Origin of the sequence: Lysobacter sp. TAB13 (assembly GCF_052113885.1) — a bacterium.
In the GTDB taxonomy this organism is placed as follows: domain Bacteria; phylum Pseudomonadota; class Gammaproteobacteria; order Xanthomonadales; family Xanthomonadaceae; genus Lysobacter; species Lysobacter gummosus.
This window is the reverse complement of the sequence record NZ_JBFRDR010000001.1, coordinates 234,800-255,901: the sequence shown is the minus strand read 5'-3', so window position 1 is coordinate 255,901 and position 21,102 is coordinate 234,800. Positions and strand designations below refer to the sequence as shown.

Annotated in this window: 12 protein-coding genes; all 12 read left to right on the top strand. The window is 63.8% G+C overall.

Going from position 1 to position 21,102, the window contains the following annotated elements; all coding sequences use genetic code 11:
* Positions 1 to 7: 7 nt before the first annotated feature.
* Positions 8 to 1,417 carry a class I adenylate-forming enzyme family protein gene (locus AB4Y92_RS00960; RefSeq protein WP_441817940.1) on the top strand — a complete coding sequence of 470 codons (1,410 nt, stop codon included), beginning with the start codon at positions 8 to 10 and terminating at the stop codon, positions 1,415 to 1,417.
* Complete coding sequence (locus AB4Y92_RS00955) at positions 1,407 to 2,141, top strand: SDR family NAD(P)-dependent oxidoreductase (protein WP_441817939.1); 735 nt, start codon at positions 1,407 to 1,409, stop codon at positions 2,139 to 2,141. Before AB4Y92_RS00960 ends, AB4Y92_RS00955 begins: the two co-directional genes overlap by 11 nt.
* A gap of 53 nt (positions 2,142 to 2,194) precedes the next feature.
* Entirely contained in the window at positions 2,195 to 2,440 is a 246-nt protein-coding gene (locus tag AB4Y92_RS00950; protein WP_441817938.1) for a hypothetical protein, read from the top strand.
* Entirely contained in the window at positions 2,361 to 6,749 is a 4,389-nt protein-coding gene (locus AB4Y92_RS00945; protein WP_441817937.1) for an SDR family NAD(P)-dependent oxidoreductase, read from the top strand. Before AB4Y92_RS00950 ends, AB4Y92_RS00945 begins: the two co-directional genes overlap by 80 nt.
* A gap of 11 nt (positions 6,750 to 6,760) precedes the next feature.
* Positions 6,761 to 8,377 carry a hypothetical protein gene (locus AB4Y92_RS00940; RefSeq protein WP_441817936.1) on the top strand — a complete coding sequence of 539 codons (1,617 nt, stop codon included), beginning with the start codon at positions 6,761 to 6,763 and terminating at the stop codon, positions 8,375 to 8,377.
* Between the two features lie 22 nt (positions 8,378 to 8,399).
* Positions 8,400 to 10,142, top strand: a complete 1,743-nt coding sequence (locus tag AB4Y92_RS00935) for an aminotransferase class III-fold pyridoxal phosphate-dependent enzyme (protein ID WP_441817935.1) — start codon at positions 8,400 to 8,402, stop codon at positions 10,140 to 10,142.
* Positions 10,139 to 13,903, top strand: coding sequence for a beta-ketoacyl synthase N-terminal-like domain-containing protein (locus AB4Y92_RS00930; protein ID WP_441818264.1), 3,765 nt, complete (start codon positions 10,139 to 10,141; stop codon positions 13,901 to 13,903). The genes AB4Y92_RS00935 and AB4Y92_RS00930 overlap by 4 nt, the downstream gene beginning before the upstream one ends.
* 198 nt (positions 13,904 to 14,101) lie before the next feature.
* Positions 14,102 to 16,561, top strand: a complete 2,460-nt coding sequence (locus AB4Y92_RS00925) for an efflux RND transporter permease subunit (protein ID WP_441817934.1) — start codon at positions 14,102 to 14,104, stop codon at positions 16,559 to 16,561.
* Positions 16,558 to 17,487, top strand: coding sequence for an outer membrane lipoprotein-sorting protein (locus AB4Y92_RS00920; protein WP_441817933.1), 930 nt, complete (start codon positions 16,558 to 16,560; stop codon positions 17,485 to 17,487). Before AB4Y92_RS00925 ends, AB4Y92_RS00920 begins: the two co-directional genes overlap by 4 nt.
* Before the next feature lie 35 nt (positions 17,488 to 17,522).
* On the top strand, positions 17,523 to 18,779 hold the full coding sequence (locus AB4Y92_RS00915; RefSeq protein ID WP_441817932.1) for an FAD-dependent oxidoreductase: 1,257 nt from the start codon (positions 17,523 to 17,525) through the stop codon (positions 18,777 to 18,779).
* Positions 18,780 to 18,845: 66 nt separating this feature from the next.
* Complete coding sequence (locus tag AB4Y92_RS00910) at positions 18,846 to 19,616, top strand: hypothetical protein (RefSeq protein ID WP_441817931.1); 771 nt, start codon at positions 18,846 to 18,848, stop codon at positions 19,614 to 19,616.
* A 185-nt stretch (positions 19,617 to 19,801) separates the two neighbouring features.
* Complete coding sequence (locus AB4Y92_RS00905; RefSeq protein ID WP_441817930.1) at positions 19,802 to 21,067, top strand: cytochrome P450; 1,266 nt, start codon at positions 19,802 to 19,804, stop codon at positions 21,065 to 21,067.
* Positions 21,068 to 21,102: the final 35 nt, after the last annotated feature.

Below are 21,102 nucleotides of genomic sequence, written 5' to 3'. Positions count from 1 at the left end.
GCGTTAAATGCAGAATCTGACGAAACTAATCGAGGGCTGGGCCGATCACACCGGGCGCACAGCGATTGTCTGCGACGGCGCGGCGCTCGACTATGCCCAGTTGCACGCCAGGATTTGTCACTGGCGAAAGCAACTGCATGAGATGGGCATCGCTCCGGGCGCATGTATCGCACTGCGCGGGAAGGTCTCCGGCGACATGATCGGGCTGCTGTTCGCGCTGGTGGAAAACGCGAACGTGGTGGTGCCTTTCCTGTCCGCCAGTAACTTCGAAGTGGAAGACGCGCTCGCGACCGCATGTGTCGACGGCGTTTTCGAGTTTTCGAATGACGGCGGCAGTCGTTACACGCACTGCGACTATGGCCGCGGCCACCCGCTGCTCGATCGCTTGCGCGGCGAGCCCAAGGAGGCCGGGCTGATCCTTTTCACTTCCGGATCGACCGGCAAGAACAAGGCCTCGGTCCACCGTTTCTCGCGGCTTATCGCGCATGTTTTGCAAAAGCCAGGGGCGGCCTATCGCACCCTGATTTTCCTGATGTTCGACCATATCGGCGGCGTCAACACGCTGCTGCATGTGCTGTTCAACGGCGGCACCGCGGTTTTTGTCGCCGATCGCTCGGTCGCCGCGGTGTGTCATGCGATCGAGTCGCAGCGCGTGCAACTGCTGCCGACGACGCCGACCTTCCTCAACATGCTGCTGATTTCGGATCAGCGCCAGGCCTACGATCTGTCGTCGCTGGAGTTGATCACCTACGGCACCGAGCCGATGTCGCTGGCGACGCTCAAGGCATTGAACCAGGCCTTGCCCGGCGTGCGCTGCAAACAAACCTATGGGCTCACCGAAGTCGGAATATTGCCGACTCGATCGGAGGATGCGGGCTCGACCTGGGTGAAAGTCGGTGGGCCGCACCATGAGACCCGCATCATCGACGACATCCTCTGGATCCGGACCGACGCAGCGATGCTCGGCTATCTCAATGCGCCATCTCCTTTTGATCAGGACGGGTGGCTCAACACCGGCGACAAGGTCGAGGAGCGCGATGGCTACCTGCGCATCCTCGGGCGCGAGTCGGAAATCATCAACGTCGGCGGCGAGAAGGTCTACCCGAGCGAGATCGAGAACCTGATCCTGCAATTGGAAAACATCAGCGACGTCGTCGTCAGCGGCAAGGCGAGCGCACTTACCGGGCAACTGGTTTTCGCGACAGTGCAACTGATGGTTCCCGAGCCGGCCGCGCAGGTTGAGCGGCGCGTGCGCACGCATTGCCGGGAGCATCTGCCGCCGTTCAAGGTCCCGGTCGGGGTGGCGGTCAGCGAAGAACCCATGTTTGGCGCGCGTTTCAAGAAGATTCGTCGCCCGGCGCGCGCAGCGCAGGTCGATGCCGTCAATGTCGAAAGGGAGCAAGAAAGTGTCGATTGACAAGCGAGTGGTCATCATCAGCGGCGGCAGTCGCGGACTGGGGCAGGCATTGGTGCAAGACCGGCTCGATGCGGGCGACATCGTCGCCACCTTCAGCCGTTCCAGCAACAGCTTCATCGATCAGTTGCGCAGCGCCGATCCGGACGGCGCGCGCTTCCATTGGGAGGCGATCGACGGCACGGACCTCGACGGAGTCCGGGCTTTCGGCATGAACGTCATGCGCCGCTACAAGCGCATCGATGCCTTGATCAACAATGCCGGCGTCGGCCTCGAAGGCTTGCTGACGATGACGTCGGAGCGCGACATTCACATGGCACTGACCTTGAATCTTGAGTCGGTGATCGTGCTGACACGTGCTTGCCTCAAGGCCATGATCGCCGAGCGGCGCGGAAGCATCATCAATATCTCCTCGGTCAACGCCTTGCGCGGCCATAAGGGCTTGGCGGTCTACAGCGCCACCAAGGCGGCGCTGCTGGGGCTCACACGCAGCCTCGCGAGCGAAGTCGGACCACAGGGGGTCACCGTCAACGCGATCGCGCCCGGTTTTTTTGAAAGCGAGATGGTCGGCCACCTGACCGATGCTCAGCGTGCCCGCATCATTCGCCGGACACCGATGCGCGCCATGTGCACCACCCAGGACATCGTCGACAGTGCTCGTTTCCTGCTGTCCACGCGCGCCATCACCGGTCAGACCCTGGCGGTCGATGGCGGTTTCACATGCTAACGCCCAACCCCGTTGCGGCCCCTTCTTCTGTTCAACCCGATTCCAGGAACGCCATGAGCGAACACCAGCAGATCATCTACGACACCCTCCGTCGCGTCGCCGAGGAGGAGGGCCTGCAAATCGGCGCAATCAGCGATTCCAGCGCGCTCATCGACAGTCTCGGATTCCGCTCGCTGCATATCGCCCGCATTCTGGCGATATTGGAAATCCAATTTTCCTATGACCCGTTCGCGAGCGGCGACGTGCCGATCACCGGCCTGCGCACGGTCGGCGATCTTTGCGCCGCCTACGAGCGCTGATCAGGTAGTTCCTCTAAAGACAATCGATACCCGAGCCGACCACGTGCGTGGCGGATCGAAGGCATTCATTGCGCCAGGATTCGGAATGGAAAAGCAGCACAGCGACATTGCAATCATAGGAATGGCCGGGAGATTTCCCGGCTCGGCCTCGACGCATGAATTCTGGACCCATCTGTGCGCCGGTCGCTCCGGTATCGCGGCGCTTTGCGCTGAAGAACTGTTGGCCCAGGGGGTATCGGCCAAAACGCTGGCCGATCCGAATTATGTGAAAGTAGCGCCGCTGCTCGCCGACCACGACTGCTTTGACGCGGAGTTTTTCTGGATTCCGCCGCGCGATGCGGAAATCATGGATCCACAGCATCGGTTGTTGCTCGAATGCGCGTGGTCGGCCATGGAGGATGCCGGCTATCCGCCCGACACCCAACCGGGCCGGGTCGGCGTATTTGCCGGGTCCGGCGGCGTCGTCTCCAGCCATCTGTTGTCGTGCACCGACCACTATGCCGATGTCGTCGGCAAGACCGGCGGCAGTTGGCATGTCGGCAACGACAAGGACTTCGTTCCGACGCGCTTGTCCTACAAGCTGAATCTGCGCGGCCCGAGCGTCGCGGTGCAGACCGCATGCTCGACCTCGTTGGTGGCGGTGCACATGGCATGCCAGAGCATCCGCTCGGGCGAGTGCGACATGGCCCTGGCCGGTGCGGTCGCCGTGCGCACGCCGCACGTGGCCGGTTATCTGTACGAGAGCGGCAACATCCTTTCCGCCGACGGGCAGGTCCGCGCCTTCGATGCGGGCGCGCGAGGCGTCGTATTCGGCAGCGGCGTCGGCATGGTCTTGCTCAAGTCGCTGGAGCGGGCGCTGGCCGACGGCGATTGCATTCATGCCGTGATCAAGGGCTCGGCGATCAACAACGACGGCGGCCAGAAGATGAGCTTCCTGGCCACCAAGGTCGAAGGCCAGATCGACTGCATGCGTGCCGCGTTGGACAACGCCGGCGTATCCGCCGACAGCCTCGGCTATATCGAGGCGCACGGCACGGGCACGGCGATGGGCGATCCGATCGAGATCCTTGCGCTCAGCCGCTTGTTTCGCAGCCAGACCGAGCGGCGCCAGTTCTGCGCGATCGGATCGGTCAAGAACAACATCGGCCATCTGGATATCGCAGCCGGCATGGCGAGCCTGATAAAAGTCGCGATGTGCCTGAAATCCCAGCGCATTCCGCCCTGCGTCAATTTCACCACGCCGAATCCCAAGATAGATTTCGAGAACAGCCCGTTCCACGTCAACACCGATTCGATCGAGTGGCCGCAAGCCGACACGCCGCGCCGTGCCGCTATCAACTGTCTCGGTATCGGCGGCACCAATGCCTTCATGGTGCTGGAAGAGCCGCCGCAGCGTCCGCAGTCGCCACGCGCGGCGCCGATGCCTCGCATCGTGGTGCTATCGGCGAAGACCGAGGCCGCGCTTTGGCGCAAGGTCGCTGATCTCGCCAGCTGGCTCGAAGCCGGCAAGGGCGAACATCTCGACGATATCGCCTTTACGCTCGCCACGGGCCGCGGCCTGTTCGCGAATCGCTGCGTGCTGGTGGTGAGCGATGTCGGCGACCTGATCGCCAAGCTCGGGCGCTTGACCCGGCATCGGCGCGCGCCGGATTGCTTTGTCGGCATCGATGTCGAGCATTCCGGCAATGCGACGCCGGGCCTGGACGAGTTCGCGCACTTTCTGGTGCAGCAGGTTCTCGGCGGATTGCCAGCTGAAGAAGTGCACAGCAAGCTGCTCGCGCTCGCGGATCTGTACTGCCGTGGAGCGAAGCTGTCGCTTGACGCCTTGTTTGCGGGATCGGGAGCGCAGCGTATCGCCTTGCCCACTTATCCCTTCGAGAAAAAACGCTTTGCGATACCGCAGCGGCCCGAGGGCGCCCGGCCAGAACCGATCGCAGCGGCGGCGCCGTCGATCTTGCACCCCCTGCTGCACACCAACGTGTCCGATGCATCGGGTTTGATCTTCACCTCCAAGTTCGACGGTGAGGAATTCTTCCTGCGCGACCATAGGGTGCTCGAACGCCGCGTCCTGCCCGGCGTGGCCTATATCGAAATGGTGCGCGCCGCCGCGGCGCTGGCGCTGCCGGGCGAGCTGACGCGGGCGCTCGAATTCAAGGATCACGCCTGGATCCAGCCGGTGGTGGTCGACGATGCATTCGCGCTGATGGTGGCGCTGCACGACAACGGCGAAGACGAGGACGGCGGACGCTGGCTCGAATATGAAATCCTCTCCAAAGGCGAGGGCGGCGAAACGCTCCACGCCCGCGGAACGGTGCGCTGCAGTTCGGACGTCATCGACGCCAAGCCGGTGGATCTGGCGGCGGCCGACAAGGCCATCGAGGGCGCGAACCGTGATCGCGATGCGCTGTACGCGCGTTTCGAGGCGCTGGGTTTGCGCTATGGGCCGGCGATGCGGGGCATCGTCGAACTGCGCAGCGACGGCGACGAAGTGATCGCGCGCCTGAAATTGCCGGGCGCCGCGGATCCGCGCTTCGGCCTGCACCCGGCGATGATGGATTCGGCGATGCAGTGCACGGTCTGCCTGCTCGCGGGTTTGGACGCGCAAGGCGGCGCTGCGGTGATGCCGTTCGCCTTCGACGAGATGATCGTCCACGGCGACACCACCGACGCAATGTGGGTCTGGGTTCGCCGCGCACCGGGCGCGCCCATCGCGGGCATGCCGTCGCTGGATATCGATCTGCTCGACGACCAGGGCCTGCCGCGGGTGAGCATCCGCGGTCTGGTCTCGCGCACGGTCGCATCCGCGCCTGTCGTTGCCCCGACGCGCGCCGTCGGGTCCGCGCCGGCGCTCGCGATGCCGGCCGCGACTCCGGCGCCCAGGTCCGCCCTGCGCGCACTGGCCCCGATCTGGAATCCGGTCCGCTTCGGCCGCGACGCGGTGACGCCGGCGCCGGGCGAACGCTGCCTGCTGCTCGGCGGAGACGAGGCCCTGTTCGACTGGCTGCGTGCGGCTCCGATCGAACTGCAACATCAGCCGATCGTGGCCGGCGATTCGGTCGAACGGATCGAGCGCCTGCTGTCCGAGCGCGAATTCGACCATCTGCTGTGGTTCGCCCCCGAGGCGGACGTCGGCGGCGACAACGCGATCATCCCCAGCCAGGAGGCGGGCGTGCTCTCGTTGTTCCGCATCCTCAAGTCCTTGAGCCGGCTCGACGCGTTCGAGCGCGAACTTAAGTTCACGGTCGTCACCCGCCGCGCGCTGCAGGTCTTCGACGGCGAACGGGTGTCGCCGCATCATGCCGGCGTGCACGGAATGGTCGGCAGCGTCGCCAAGGAGTTGCCGCTGTGGCGCTTGCGGCTGCTCGACATCGAATCGACCGATGATCTCGACCCGCGCGAAATCCTCGCCTTGCCGTGGGACGAGCAGGGCAGGGGGCTGGCGTTCCGCTGCGACGAATGGTTCGGCCAGGAATTCGCCGATGTCGGCCGCATGCCGTCCTCGCACACGGCCTATCGCCAGAAGGGCGTTTATGTCGTGATCGGCGGCGCCGGCGGGCTGGGCGAGGTATGGACGCGGCACATGGTCGCGCGCTACGACGCCGAGGTGATCTGGATCGGCCGCCGGCCGCAGGATGCCGACATCGAAGCCAAGCTCGATGCGATCGCGGGCCTGGGCCGGCGACCGCACTATTTCTCCGCGGACGCCACCGACGCGCTGGCGCTGGCGGCAGCGGTCGCCGCCATCGGCGAGCGCTTCCCGCGCATCGATGGCGTGGTCCATTCGGCGCTGGTCCTGAAGGATCAGACCGTGCGCGCGATGGACGAGGCCGTCTTCCGCCAGAGCCTCGCGGCCAAGGTCGATGTCAGCGTGAACATCGAGCGCGCCTTCGCCGGCCAGGATCTCGATTTCGTGCTGTTCTTCTCGTCGGTGGCGTCGTTCCACCGCGACGCCGGCCAGTCGAACTACTGCGCCGGCTGCACCTTCAAGGACAGCTTCGCGCAGGCCATGCGCGCACGTAGTCCGTACCCGATCAAGATCGTCAACTGGGCCTATTGGGGCAGCGTCGGCGTCGTCACCGACGCGTTCTATCGCAAGCGCATGGAAAGCCTGGGGATCGGCTCGATCGAGCCGGGCGAGGCGATGGAAGCGCTGGAAGGCTTCGTGGCCTCGGAAATGAACCAGCTGGTGCTGATCAAGGCGATCTCCCAACGCGCGCTCGACGACCTGCGGGTGTCGGAGGAGGTCCGCTATTACCACGAGCACGACGCATCGAGCGGGTACGGCGGCGAAGCGGTGATCGCATCGTGAATCGAACGCTCATGAACGCATCCCCGCAGGAATCGATCTCCGCGTCGATCGCCACCTCGCCCCAGGGCGGGGCGTCGCGGGCGCCTGTGGGTGTCGAACATCCGCTGCAGGCGCGATCGATGAAGTCGGTGGCGATTTCCCTGCTGGCCCTCGGGGTGGCCTTTGGCGCCTGTGCGCAAACGCCGAAGGCCGAGCCTGCACCCGTCGTGAGCGGCGACAAGGTTCCCGCGGCATCTGTGCCGGAGCAGGGCGCCGACACGGCCATCGACCTCGACAACGTCAAAATCGACATCGATTCGAACATGGACGGCGATAGCGACAACGTCCAGGGCGCGCCGGCAGCGCGTGCCGACGGCGAGCCTTCGCGCGAGGGGCCGGATCTTGTTGGCAAGGAGCCCGATGCACCGGTATCGACGCCCGAGGGCGGCGAGGACCCGGTCGGGCGCACGGTGGACGACGGCGGCAAGCTCGCGGCCTGGCTGGATCCGATGCGCATCAGCCTGAAGCACGAGACCTCGTACAAGTTCGCCTCGCCGAAGCGGGTGGTGAACAACCGCTCGTCCGTGCGGCTGGAATATTCGAAGCCCTTGACCAGCAATCTGTATCTGCGCCTGGATACGAAGCTCAATGTGCACTGGGGCAACGATCACCGCGCCAAGGCAAAGAACGAGGATCCTTTTCGCGAACTGGTTACGCGCGAAGCCTACCTGCAGAGCAGTTTCGGCAACACGAGCTTCCGGCTCGGCTACCAGATCCTGCCGTGGGGCGTTTCGGAGGGCGGCGCGATCACCGACGAAGTGAGTCCCCGCAACAGCGCCGAGTTCTTCTTCATCTCGCTGGAAGAGTCTCGCGTCGGTCAGCCGATGCTCACCATGGACCACTTCAGCGACTCCGGTCAGTGGACCGCGTTCTTCGTGCCGCGGCCGGGTTACAACAAGTATCCGGACCGCGGCTCGGAGTACGACATCCCCGGCGCCTTCGACGCGAAGGCGCCGAACGACGACTGGGACAACTCCGGCACGCACGAATTCGGGGCGCGGTGGAAGCGCACGTTCGGCAAGAGCGACATCAGCCTGATGGCGGCGCGGCTGATCGACAACGATTACCTGGTGCGCCAGCAACGATTCCGCATGTACGGACTGACCGCGAACATCGCGATCGACAACCTGCTGCTGCGCGCGGAAGTGGCGCTGAAACAGCCGCGCGCGTTCTTCGCGCGCACGGCCGGCAGCAGCGGCCCGACGATCGTGGAAAGCGATCAGTTCGATTCGTCCTTCGGCTTCGATTATTCGCCGGGCGGCCGGACGCTTACCTACAGCGCCGAAGTCGTCTGGAGCCGTCTGCTCGACTGGCGCGGCGACATCGTGGGACGCGAGCGGGACGAATACCAGTTGGTGGGCTCGGTGAGCAACCGCTTCTTCAACGAAAACCTGATCCTGAGTTGGCTCACCATTTACAGCAAGCCCTACACCAGCTTCCAGCACAAGTTCCTCAGTTCCTACCTGATCGACGACAACTCCACGGTCTATTTCGAGCTGTTCTATCCCGACGAACGGGACAAGCGCAGCGGGAACTGGCCGTATCGCGACCAGAAGCAGTTCGTCGTCCGATATCAATATCAATTCTAGCGACCGCCAGATGGATCACGCCATGCAGATATCCGTTGAAGACGTATCGAAAAGAATCCTGTCGAAGCAGATCGACAAGCAGGACGCCATGCGCCTGTTCCAGTCGCTGGACAAGGAGTTGCAGCTGCAGGTGTTGGCGATCGTGCGCCGCGCGGACGGCATCGCGCCGGCGCACGACGGCAAGGGCGCGGCGCGGGCCCTGAAGACGATCGACCAGCGCGACCTCACCGACGAGCACCGCGCCTGGATCGCCGCTCTGGTGGAGAAGTACGACCGCTTCGTGCCGAAGTCCAAGGCCAATGTTCTCGAACACCAGGTCCACTTCGTCGACCAGCGTCGCGCCTTCCACCTGATCAAGGATCTGAAGAAGCTCCACTTCCAGATCACCTACACCCAGGCCGAAGGCGCCTACGTCCACGACGCCGACGGCAACAGATACATCGACATCTCCGGCGACATGGGCGTGAACCTGTTCGGGCATCGCGCACCCTTCCTGATCGACGCGGTCAAGCACAGCCTGGACCAGGGCATCCCGCTGGTCGGCTATTCCGACATGATCTTTCGGGCCTGCAAGCTGTTCTGCGAGATCACCGGCCACGAACGCGCGCTGTTCACGCAATCGGGAACCGAGGCGGTGATGTTCGCGGTACGCATCGCGCGCGCGGCCACGGGCCGGAAGAAGATCGTGCTGTTCGACGGCGCCTATCACGGTCTGTCGGACGCGGTGGCGGCGACGAAGGACCTCGCCGGCAACAGCTTCCCGATGGCGCCGGGCATCCTGCAGGAGTTCGCCGACCAGATCATCGTGCTGGACTACGGCGACATGGCGTCGCTCGACACGATCGAACAGCGCGCCGGCGAGATCGCCACCGTGCTGGTCGAGCCGGTGCAATCGCGCCATCCCTACAAGAAGCCGGTGGAATTCCTCAAGGCGCTTCGCCAGCTGACGATCGAGAAGGACATCCCGCTGATCTTCGACGAGATGATCACCGGGTTCCGCGTGTGTCCGCGGGGCGCGCAGGGTCGCTTCGGCATCCAGGCGGACATGGCCACCTACGGCAAGATTCCCGGCGGCGGCCTGCCCACGGGCGTGATCGCAGGTGCGGCCAAATACATGGACCTGATCGATGGCGGCACTTGGCGATTCGACGACGACAGCATGCCGAGCTCCAAGCGCACAGGCATGGCCGGCACCCATTCGCAGAACCCGCTGAAGATCGCCGCGGCTCTGGCCGTGCTGGGAGAGATCAAAAAGCGTTGCGGCGACGGCGTGCAGACCTGCGAGGGCTGCACCTGCTTCCAGCGCAGCCTCAACGAAAAGACCACGCGGCTGGCCGACACGCTGAATGTGTTCTTCGGCGAAGAGCGCCTGCCGGTGGTCATCGACACCTTCGGTTCGTTGTTCCGCTTCCGCTTCATCGACAGCTACTGGGGCGTGACCGAAGCGCTGTTCTTCATCCTGCTGCGGATGGAAGGCGTGGAGACCAACATCCAGGGCAACTGCTTCCTGACCACGGCCCACACCGACCAGGACATCGAGGCGGTGATCGCCGGCGTGAAGACGAGCATGTCGGTCCTCAAGCGCAGCGGATTCTTCCGCGAACCCGACGAGGAACCGATGCAGGACACCGCATCGCTGCCCGAAACCACCGCATTCGCGCCTGCGCGGTCCAGCGATGCGCCGCCCCGCAACGAGATGGAGCGCCTGAGGGCGCTGCTTGCCGCCGACCTCGCGTTGGCAGAAGAATCAGGGAGCTTGAGATGAGCGCTGTCGCGGAACTGCCGTTGTTGGACACGATCGCAAGAACCGTCGCGTCCACGCTGAAAATCCCGGTCGATCGGCTGGACGTCGACGCTGACTTCGATTCCTTCGGCATGGACTCGATCATAGCGATCGAGCTGATGACCAACCTGAGCAAGCAGCTCAAGGTGTCGATCACGCCGGCGCAGCTGACGGCGGTGAAGTCGATCAGCGAGCTGGCCGGCGCCATCGGCGGTTGGATGAACGAGACCCCGGCCACGCCGGTGCCGAAGGCGCAGCCGGCCGCGGCCGCACAGCCTGCGCCTCCCGCCGCGATCACGGCATCGGCTAAACCGGCCGCGGGGAGCGCTGTCCCGCGCCGCCAGGCGCAGGCGCGGCGGCAACCGCAAACCGATGGGGCAGGGGGCCTCGCGCGCATCCTGGCCTTCGTCCGCGACGAATACGGCCTGGACCTGCATGGCGAGCGCTTCACATCCAAGCAAGCGGTGATCGACCATCTGCTGGAGCACCACGCCGACGCGCTTTCGCATTACTTCGGCCTGTCCGCCAACGAGCGCAGCGCCGAACCCGTCGAAGTGCAGGCGGTCGCGCTGCCGACCGGCAACCTCGGGATCGCGGTCGTCGGCATGGCTTGCAAGTTCGCGGATGCCACGACACCGGAAGCGCTGTGGCACAACCTGATCGACCAGCGCTCGTTGATCGCGCCGCTGACGGGAAACCGTTGGGGCGGCGCCGCCACCGCCGACGCCGCGCCGCGCTGGGGCGCGCTGATCGAGGAGGTCGACCGGTTCGATCCCGCCTTCTTCGGCCTCAGCGAAGACGAGGCCCGCTTGTGCGATCCGCAGGAACGCCTGGTGATGCAGGCGCTTTACCACGCGCTGCAGAACGCCGGCCTGCGCGCGGACATGCTGCGCGGTACGCGCACGGGACTTTTCCTCGGCTATGAGTACGCCGAATACGAGCATCACCTGCGCCGCAATCTGCACCGCATCCCGACCGCTCCGGCGCTCAGCTCGTCCAGCCCGATCTACTACCTCGCCAACCGCATCTCGTTCCTGTACGACTTCAAAGGCCCGAGCGAAGTGGTCAACGCCAGTTGCGCCTCGTCCGGGCTTGCGATCCACCGCGCCTGTCAATCGTTGGCGCAGGGCGAGTGCGACGTGGCCATCTGCGGTGGCGTGTCGCTCAATCTGTTCGAAGGCGACTACGCGGCGATCGCGCGCTACGGCCTGCTGTCGCCCGACGGCAGCTGCGGCGTGTTCGACGACGCCGCCAACGGCTTCACCCGCGGGGAAGGCGTCGGCCTGCTGGTGCTCACGCGGCTCGACGATGCCGAGCGCGACAACCGCCGCATCTTCGCCAAGGTGGTCGCGACCCACCAGAACAACCGCGGCCGCGCCAGCTTCATCTCCGAGATCAAGCACGAAGCCATCACCGAGGTGATCGCCGGATGCTACGAGAAGCACGGCATCGCGCCGAACTCGGTGCGCTACATCGAAGTCGACGGCTACGCCACCAAGTGGGGCGATTCCTTCGAATTCGAAGGAATCAAGAACGCATTCAATGCGCCGGCCACCGGCGACAAGCACTGTGCGCTCGGCAGCATCAAGGGCAACATCGGCCATCTCGAGCCGGCCAGCGGAGCGGCCAGCGCGATCAAGGTCGCGCTGTCGCTGCATCACAAGCAGTTCCCCGCCACGATCACCAAGAAGACGCTCAACTCCTTCATCGACATCGAATCGGCCGCGCATCCGCTGTATATCGCCGACCACCCGCTGCCGTTCGACAAGCTGCGCCGCGGCGAGGAACCGATCCGCGCGGGCGTCAACTCCTTCTCCGACAGCGGCGTGAACGTGCACCTGCTGTTCGAGGAATACCGCACCGACCACGGCGTCGCGCGCGCGGAGCAGGGCGGCCGCCATTTGTTCGTCTTCTCGGCGCGTACCCGCGAATCCCTGCAGGAGTCGTTGGCTCTTGCGCGCGAGTCCCTGCAGGAATCGTTGTCCCTCTACGCCAGCCGTCCGTCGCTGGAGGACATGGCCTATACCATGCAACTGGCGACCGTGCCGATGGAACACCGGCTCGCCATTGTCGCCGCCAGCCACAAGGAGCTGACCGAAGCTCTGGCGCGCGCCGCCAAACATCTGGCCGCGGACAAGCCGGTGGAAGGCAACGGCCCGATCTTCATCGGCGGTCCGCAGGAGCGCGACAACACGCGCGTGTTCAGCATGATCAAGTCGCAGATCGGCGAGGACAAGCTGCTCGAAAACCTGCGCGAAGGCATGCTGAAAGATATCGCGATGCTGTGGGTCGCCGGCATCGATATGCCTTGGGAGCGTCACTGGCGCGAGGTGGTGCTGACCCGTCGCCGCAGTGCGCAAGCGCTGCCGCAGTTGGTAGACACTCCGCCGTATCCGTTCGCCAAGAATCGCTACTGGCTGGATTTCGACGACGCCGATGCGCCGTCGCGTGTGGAGATCCCCACCGTAGCGAGGCCGCAGAAAGCCAAGAGCGCGCACGACGGCGGTGACGCGCGCGAGGCCGCGCGCAAGTGGCGTTTCCTCGATGCGCTCGCCGACGGCGAAACGCCGGAAGCGCTCGATGCCGCGGACAAGATCGTGCTCTTCCTCGCACAGGAAACCGCCGAAGTGCAGGGCGTTGCGCGCGCGGACGTCGATGTCGGTCTGGACTTCCTCCAGCTCGGCCTGGATTCGGTCGCAATGGCCACGTTGATCCAGCGGCTCATCGGCTTGCTCGGCGAGAACCTCTCTCCGAGCGTCGTGTTCAATTACCCCAGCATCGAGCGTCTCGCCGGTCATCTGGCCGAGAACTATCGGGCCAAGATCGATCGTATCCACGTCGTCGGCTCGGCCGGCGTCCCTGCAGCGGTCTCGCGCTCCGGCGCAGCGGCCTCGCCCTCGAAGTTCCTGCGGACGGCCGCGGCCAAAACCGATCTGGAAACCTGGTTCGTGAGCCGGGACTCGATGGCCGACGATCTTGTGCCGATGCAGACCAATGCAACGGGAACGCCGGTCTTCGCCGTCCCGGGCGCCGACGGCAGCGTCCTGTCGCTGCGGACGTTGAGCCGCGCGATGAACGGCAAGCGCCCGATGTTCGGGCTCCAGTCGGTCGGCGTGGACGGCAAGCGCGAACCGCTCGATTCCATACGCGCGATGGCCGAAGCCAACATCGCCACGCTTGCGGCGTTGCGGGACTGCGGCAAGCTGAGCCTGCTCGGCTATTCCAATGGCGCGGTCGTCGCATTCGAGATGGCGCATCAGCTGATGAAGCAGAACATCGTGGTCGAGCGTCTGGTGCTGGTGGATTGCCGCTGCCCGGGGCCGTCCATGCGAAGTCTGTCGGATGAGATTCTCGAGGCCTTCGCCAACCTGATCAGTTCGCTCGGCGGCAAGCAGCCGCTGGACGCCGACGAATTCCGCGAACTTCCCGAGGAACGGTGGGCCGACTATCTGTTCGATCTCGTCCAGCGCAACGGCTTCTGGATGCCCAGAGAGAATTTCATGCTCGCGTATCGGATTTCGCTCGCCAACGAGAAGGCATGCCGCAGCTATCGTCCGAAAAAGCTGCCGGAAGCCTGCGAGACCGCGATCGTCCGCGGAACGCGAAGCAACGGCGACCAGCCGCCGGCATTGGGGTGGAGCAAATTCCTGGCCAAGCCTGCCGTCTGCATCGATGTCGAGGCGGATCATCTGTCCGTCGTCGGTACCGATGGCAGTGCGGTGATCGCGAGGCTCTTTCAATGAACCGCCGGCCTGGCGCGACCGACGGCAAGGGCAGGACCCGGAACGCATCGCCGCATCGAACCTTCAACCAGCCTGTATCCGCGGGGGCGTCGAGCCTTCGCGGGGCAATCAACATGACCAACAGGAAGTGCATTCATGTCCGTTAGAGATCGAATCGTAAACCGATTGTCTGAGCACTTCGAAAACGTTCCGGATGCGTTGCGCAAAAGACGCCTGCTGGTCGGCATTGTTTTCCTCGCATTGCTTGCCGCGAGCATCTTCGGCATCGGCAAGCTGCGCATGGACATGACCATCGAAGGTTGGTTCGCCAAGAACGACCCGACGCTGATCGCGTTCAACCGCTACCACGCGCAGTTCGGCAGCGAGGACGGCGTCTACATCGTCTACAAGTCGAAGGACGGGGACGTGTTTTCGCCGGCGTCGCTGGAAGCCGCGCGCGGCATCCAGAACGATCTGATCAACTTCCGCGCCAAGCTCAAGCAGGGCGAGCAATCCGCGCTCGAACACATCGTCAAGGTAGACACCCTGGTCAACGCTTCGGTGCTGACGGTCGATGGGGACGTGCTGGCTTCCAGGCAGCTTGTCGGCGACACGGTGCCCACTTCGCCCGAAGCGATCGCCAAGATCAAAGCGATCGCGGAATCCGAGAAGCAGCTTCCGCTCCAGTTCTTCTCCCGCGATCACAAGTACGGCGGAATTTATATCGAAACCGATTTCGGCAGCGTCCCGGTCGGCGCGGAGGCGGTCACCGAGGAAACGGTGCTGTCGCTCGACCAGGCAGCGACGCCAGGCGAGGAAAAGCCGGTCGAGTTCAAGCCCACCGACCAGGCCGACTACCTGAAGCTGTTCGAGGAGATCAAGAAGATCCTCGACAAGCCCCAGTACGCCAAGCAGTTCGACTTTTACGCGGTCGGCAATACCGCGGCCGCCGAACACGACGTGAAGATGTCCGAAGAGATGGGCATTCTCTACCTGGCCGCGTTCGCGATCATCGTGGTGCTGCTGTGGTTCTTGTTTCGTTCCGCGTCGGCCGTGGTGTGGTCGATGCTTACCGTCATCCTGAGCACGGTTTTCACCCTTGGCGCCGCCGGCTGGCTCGGACTCACCGTCACCGGTTTCCTGATCCTCACCATCTTGCTGATCCTGACCGTCGGTGTCGCCGATACGGTGCACACGCTGACCGGTTACACCCGCATGCGTACATCCGGCATCGATCATCGCGAAGCGCTGCGCCACACTTACAAGTTCGCCGGCGTGGCGCTGCTCCTGACCGGTTTGACCAACATGACCGGCACCATGGCGCTGAACATCACGCCGGTCGTTCCGATCCAGAGCTTCGCGATCATGTCGACCCTCGGCATCCTGTTCGCTTTGCTGCTGACCTTCTACCTGCTGCCGGTACTGATCGACCTGTGGCCGACGGTGTCGAAAAAGAAGGTGATCGTCGCCACGCCGGAGAAAAAACGCTTCCTGGATGTGCTGCCGCACCTCAAGTCGGCCTTGGACAAAGTCTTCCCGATCGTGGAGAAGCGTCCGGTCGCGTTCATCATTCCCTTCATGCTGATGCTCGTGGTCTCCATCTACGGCGCGACCCAGGTGAAGATCGACTCGCAGATTCTGGACCAGTATCCGGAGAACTCGACCTTCACCCAGAGCGTGAAGGTCGCCGACGAGCACATGATGGGCGCCTACGCCATGGTGCTGTACCTCGATTTCAAGGAGGACTTCGCCCTGCAGGATCCGGACGTGCTGAAGGCGATGGACGAGCTGCAGAAGAAGTTCGAGACCAAGTACAAGAAGTACGTGGTGACGACCAACTCCATCGCTTATGTGGCGAAGGACGCCAACCGGAAACTCAACGGCAACGCGCCACAGTACGAGCGGATTCCCGACACGCGTGAAATGCTGTCGCAGGTGTTGTTCATGTTCAACAGCGCGAATCCGAGCGAGCGCCAGCGCCTGGTCGACGACAGCTACCGCAAGGCCAATATCAAGATCTCACTGCACAGCTACGGATCGTACGAGTACCACGAGGTCTTTAAGCAGATGCGCGCCGACATCGATCAGACGATGGCGCAGCTGAAGACGAAGTACCCCAAGGCTGAGGTGTCCATCACCGGCGTCTTCGCGCTGGCGATGCAGGCGGCTCAGTACATCACCGAAAACGAGGCCATCACCTTCGGCATCGCTCTGATAGTGGTGAGCGTGATCCTGCTGCTGGTGTTCGGCTCGGTCAAGGTCGGATTGATCGCGTTGATTCCCAACCTGATCCCCGCGCTGCTCGCCCTGGGGCTGCTCGGGATCTCCGGGATTCCCCTCGATTTCTTCACGATGATGCTCGCGCCGATCATCATCGGCATCTCGATCGACGACACCGTGCACTTCATTTCGCATTACCAGCAGAAACTGGCCAAGGACGGCGACGTCAACGCCGCGCTGCGCGAGACCATGAGCGAAGCCGGCCCGGGCGTGGTGTTCACCGCGCTGATCCTGGGCCTGGGCTTCGGGATCATGGCGATCGCCTCCGCGGCGGGCACGTCCAACATGGGCAAGTTCGGCGCGCTGGCGATCTTCGTGGGCCTGCTCAACGATTTGTTCCTGCTGCCCGCCCTGTTGTTGGCATTCAAACCGAAGTTCAATAAGGAGACCGTTGGATGAAAACCGCCTGCCGTATTTTCCTCGCGGCGCTGTTCCTGGCCGCCCCGACGGCATCCCTCGCGCAGGATGCCCGTGAAATCATGATCAAGGTGGACGATGCGACGAATCACAGCTTTTCGTCTTCTGCGCGCCAGTTGAAGTACTCGACCTGTCGCTACCAGGTCGGCGACGGAAAGCTGTCCTGCGCCGAGAAGCCGCGCATCGTGATCGTCGAATCGTTCAGCAAGACCCGTACCACCCCGGGGGCTCCGGGACAGCGCGACCTGGAATTCAAGGCGCTCGACGTCATCATCCAGCCGATCAGCGACAAGAACACGGCCATGCTTTCGTGGGGATACCCGCAAGACAAGGCTTCCGACTTCTGGGTCTATCTGCCGGTGTTGAGCAAGGTCAAGCGCATCGTGTCCGTCGCCGACAGCGGAGAGAGCGGCGCGGTGTTCGGTTCGGAGCTGTCGGCCGAAGACGCCGACGTCAGGAAGGTGAGGGACTACACGTACAAGCTGCTTGGCGAAGACAGCTATCGCGGCCGCCCGGTCTGGAAGGTCGAGTTGACCCCGACCGACAGCCGCCGCAAGCGTTCCTACTACGGCCGCATCGTCTCCTACGTCGACAAGGAGCGCTTCATCGCATTGAAGGAGGATCTCTACGACCGTACCGGCAGGCATTACAAGCAGTACTCGGTGCTGGAGGTGAAGCAGTTCGACAAGGTCTGGCTGGCGACGAAGGCCGTGATGAACAACCTCACCAAGCGCCGGATCACCAATTGGGAACACACCGAAGTCGCGCTCAACGTCGATATCGACGAAGAGTTCCTGGGCCAGCGCTCGCTGACCGACTTCGCCTATCGCGAGCGTCATATACAGCTCTACCGCAAGTACCTGACCCAGGGGAATGGCGGAACTCAGCAGGAGACGACCAAGTCATGACCATGTCCACAGACAGTGAAATCTACGATTGCATCGTGGTCGGCTCCGGCACCGCCGGATCGGTGATCGCGCGCGAACTCAGCCGTAGCGGGAAGAAAGTGCTGGTCCTGGAGCGGGGGCCCTATATCCAGCTCAAGGAGACGGTCTGGACGCTCGGATCGATGTTCAACGAGGTCCCGGTGGCCGACAAGCTCAAAGACGCCAGGGTGTACGCCGCGGGCGGCTCGAGCGCGATGTTCATGGCGGTCATGGACGAACCGCCGATCGCGGCCTATCGCGCGCTCGGTATCGATCTGCAGCCCGCCTACGATGCGATGCGTCTGCAGGTTCCGCTCGCCGAGATGGCCGACGCGCTCATGAGCCCGCAGGCGCACAAGGTGCGCGAAGCCGCCCTCGCGCTCGGTTACGACTGGAAGAAGAAGCTGATGCTGATCGACCAGTCGAAGTGCAACGGCGTCTACTCCTACGAGGCCAAGTGGAAGGCGCTGACCTTGCTCGACGAAGCCGTGCGCCTGGGCGCGGTGCTGAAGTGCAAGACTCTCACCGAACGGGTACTGATCGAGAACGGGCGCGCGGTCGGTGTGGAATGCAAGACCAAGGAAGGATCGGTCCAGTTCCGGGCGGAGCGGGTCGTTGTCTGCGCGGGCTCGCTGGCGACGCCGGTGCTGCTGCGCGGCAGCGGGCTGCAGCATGTCGCCGCCGGCGGCTACTTCATCGATCCGGCCTTTACGCTGTTCGGCCGCGTCCCGGGCCTTCGCGGCGTCGACAGTTTCTGCGGCACCATGGAAACCACGATCGAAGACGGCATCGTCCTGAAGGACGCGAACGTACACAAGCTGCCGTTCCGCATGTTCATGCTGCAGTACATGCAGATTTCGCGGATGTTCGCGTATCCGGAGAGCATTGGAGTCACGGTGATGGCCCACGACGAAGTCGGCGGCGGGCTTTCCGCCGATGGTAAGTACAACAAGACGCTTGATGCCGCGGTTTTCGACAAGCTCGCGCACGGCGAGAAGGCGGCGCGCGCGATCCTCGAACGCGCCGGTGCCGTCGATATATTCAAGGCGCCGATGTTTTCCGGCGGCGCCCTCGGCACGTTGCGCGTAGGCAGCGATGTCGACGCGAGGCTCGAAACCAGCGTGCGCGATCTCTACGTCTGCGACGGTTCGCTCATCCCGGAGAACGGACGGGTCGCGCCGACACTGACCCTGCTTTGCCTGGCGAAGTATCTCGCCGACATCCTGACCCAAACCCATCACGCGCCCGTCGAAGCCGAGGCCGTGCCGGCCTGACCGCCGCACCCCGGCAGCGGCGCTTGTGTTCCATCACCCAACCCATCGCACCAACAGGGAGACAGCATGAACGAAGTATCGAACACCACGGCCACGGACAAGGCCGGCGTACCCAAGAAGATCAAGGACCCGCTCTGGAAGAGAATCTACTTCGTCTTCAGCTTGTTTGTGATGGCGGTGATCATCGCGCATTTCGCCTGGCTGGCCTGCGGTTCGGCCCAGTGGAAGCTCGCCAAGGACGAGGACGGCATCAAGGTCTACGTGATGAAGGCGCCGGGCGACGCGATGCTGAAGATGCGGACGGTGATGGAGGGCGATTACACGCTGAACCAGTTGGTCTCGCAGCATATCGGCGTCGGCGACAACCTGCAGGTTTGCAAGGAATGGATTCCCGGATGCAAGGATTTCAAGCGCATCATGCCCTTCAGCCCGGAACGGGGCTACGACAGGGATCTGTGGCGCGTGGAAGTGCCCGGGCCGTTCGACGATCGAGAGCTGTTGATCTCGACCATATTCCATCAGGACAAAGCGACCAAGACGGTAACTCTGGATGTGGTGGGCATGCCCAACAGCTTGCCGCATACGCCCGGCGTCGTGCGGTTGGAACGGATTCACAACCAATGGACCTACAAGCCGTTGGCCAGCGGCAAGATCGAAGTGGCGCTGATCCAGGACGTCGGTTTCTCTGACGTCGGCTTCTTGCCGTACCCCCTCCTGAACCTGACCCTCGTCGATGACAGCCACAAGTTCTTCGCGACCACGTTGCGGTCGAGCTTGCTGGAAGACAAGTACGTCAACGCCAAGGTGGACCTCGTTAACCTCGAGGACATCCGCTGACCGGATTGTCGCGGGCAACCCGGCACACGGCCCGCCGCTGAGTTTCAACAGTGGGGTAGGGCGCCTGTTGGACACTCGAACATCCGGCGCCCTATTGGCTTGCATCTGCTATCCGCCCGCGCGAATGCCCGAAACGTTGCAGCCAGTCTTCTTGTGAACAGGTTCAACACGAACCGAACCAAATCATGACCGAGAACCAGACCATGACCGAGACGACGCAAGAAATCGAGGCGCCCCAGGAAACCGGGACGACCCTGGAACTGTTCAACCCGTTCCTGCCCGGGTTTGAAGAGAACCCGTACGAGCACTACCGGACGCTGCGCGACACTAACCCGGTGCAGGAGCACCCGATGGGGTTCTGGTTCGTGTCCCGGCACGCCGACGTCGCCACGCTGCTGCGCGACGCCCGATTGTCCGTGGCGGACAGCAACCTCGGCGCCGGCCCGATGCGCGACCAGTACGAGAAACTGATCGCCAACGCGCCCGTCAAACTGGTGACCTTGTTGGACAGCGACCCGCCGGACCACACCCGGTTGCGGTCGTTGGTGGGCAAGGTGTTCACGCCGCGCTCGATCGCCGCGCTGGAGCCGATGGTGACCGAATTGGTCGACGAGTCGCTGGACCGCATCGCCGATGCCGGCTCGGTCAACCTGATCGACGCACTCGCGTTCCCGTTGCCGTTCGCGGTGATCTCCACGATGCTCGGCATGCCCGATACCGATCCCAAGCGGCTGCTCGAGTTGACCGAGACGCTGGTCATCGCGCTGGAACCGGTCGCCGATGCCAACGTGATGACGGCGATCGTCGATGCCGAAGTCGAGCTGTCCGGCATGATGCGAGAGGTCATCGCGTGGAAGCGGAACAACCCGGCCGACGATCTGCTGACCGCGCTCATCCAGGCGGACCATAACGGCGACTTTCTCTCCAACGACGAGCTGGTGGCCCAGATCCTGCTGCTCTTCATCGCCGGTCACCATACGACCGTCAACCTGATCGGCAACGGCGTCACCGCGCTGCTGCGCCACCCCGATCAACTTACGCTGCTGCGTTCGAATCCGGACCTCATCGGCAACGCCGTCGAGGAATTCCTCCGCTACGACAGCCCGACCCACCAGACCCGTCGGATCACCCTGACCCCGTACCAGGTCGGTGGCCGCGAGATCCCGGCCGGCGCGATGATGATCGCTTGCCTCGGCTCGGCCAATCGGGACGAGCGGATGTTCGGCCCGGACGCCGACGTGCTGCGGCTCGACCGCGAACAGGCCCGCCACCATGTGTCCTTCAGCGTCGGCACGCACCACTGTCTCGGCTCCGCGCTCGCCCGGCTGGAGGGGAGGGTGGCGATCAGCCGGCTGGTGAGCAGGTTCCCCAAACTGGCGTTGTCCGGCCGGGTGCGCTGGAACGGCCGGATCAACCTGCGCGGCGCGACGGATATCCCGATCACCGTGTAGCCACGTGCCCGACGGGTCGCAAGGGGCGCAGACCT

Bases quoted from the DNA above. Each gene is read 5' to 3' on its own strand.
- AB4Y92_RS00920 (WP_441817933.1), top strand. From the start codon at position 16,558: ATGAAAACCGCCTGCCGTATTTTCCTCGCGGCGCTGTTCCTGGCCGCC.
- AB4Y92_RS00940 (WP_441817936.1), top strand. From the start codon at position 6,761: ATGAACGCATCCCCGCAGGAATCGATCTCCGCGTCGATCGCCACCTCG.
- AB4Y92_RS00935 (WP_441817935.1), top strand. From the start codon at position 8,400: ATGCAGATATCCGTTGAAGACGTATCGAAAAGAATCCTGTCGAAGCAG.
- AB4Y92_RS00960 (WP_441817940.1), top strand. From the start codon at position 8: ATGCAGAATCTGACGAAACTAATCGAGGGCTGGGCCGATCACACCGGG.
- AB4Y92_RS00945 (WP_441817937.1), top strand. From the start codon at position 2,361: ATGACCCGTTCGCGAGCGGCGACGTGCCGATCACCGGCCTGCGCACGG.
- AB4Y92_RS00905 (WP_441817930.1), top strand. From the start codon at position 19,802: ATGACCGAGAACCAGACCATGACCGAGACGACGCAAGAAATCGAGGCG.
- AB4Y92_RS00950 (WP_441817938.1), top strand. From the start codon at position 2,195: ATGAGCGAACACCAGCAGATCATCTACGACACCCTCCGTCGCGTCGCC.
- AB4Y92_RS00910 (WP_441817931.1), top strand. From the start codon at position 18,846: ATGAACGAAGTATCGAACACCACGGCCACGGACAAGGCCGGCGTACCC.
- AB4Y92_RS00930 (WP_441818264.1), top strand. From the start codon at position 10,139: ATGAGCGCTGTCGCGGAACTGCCGTTGTTGGACACGATCGCAAGAACC.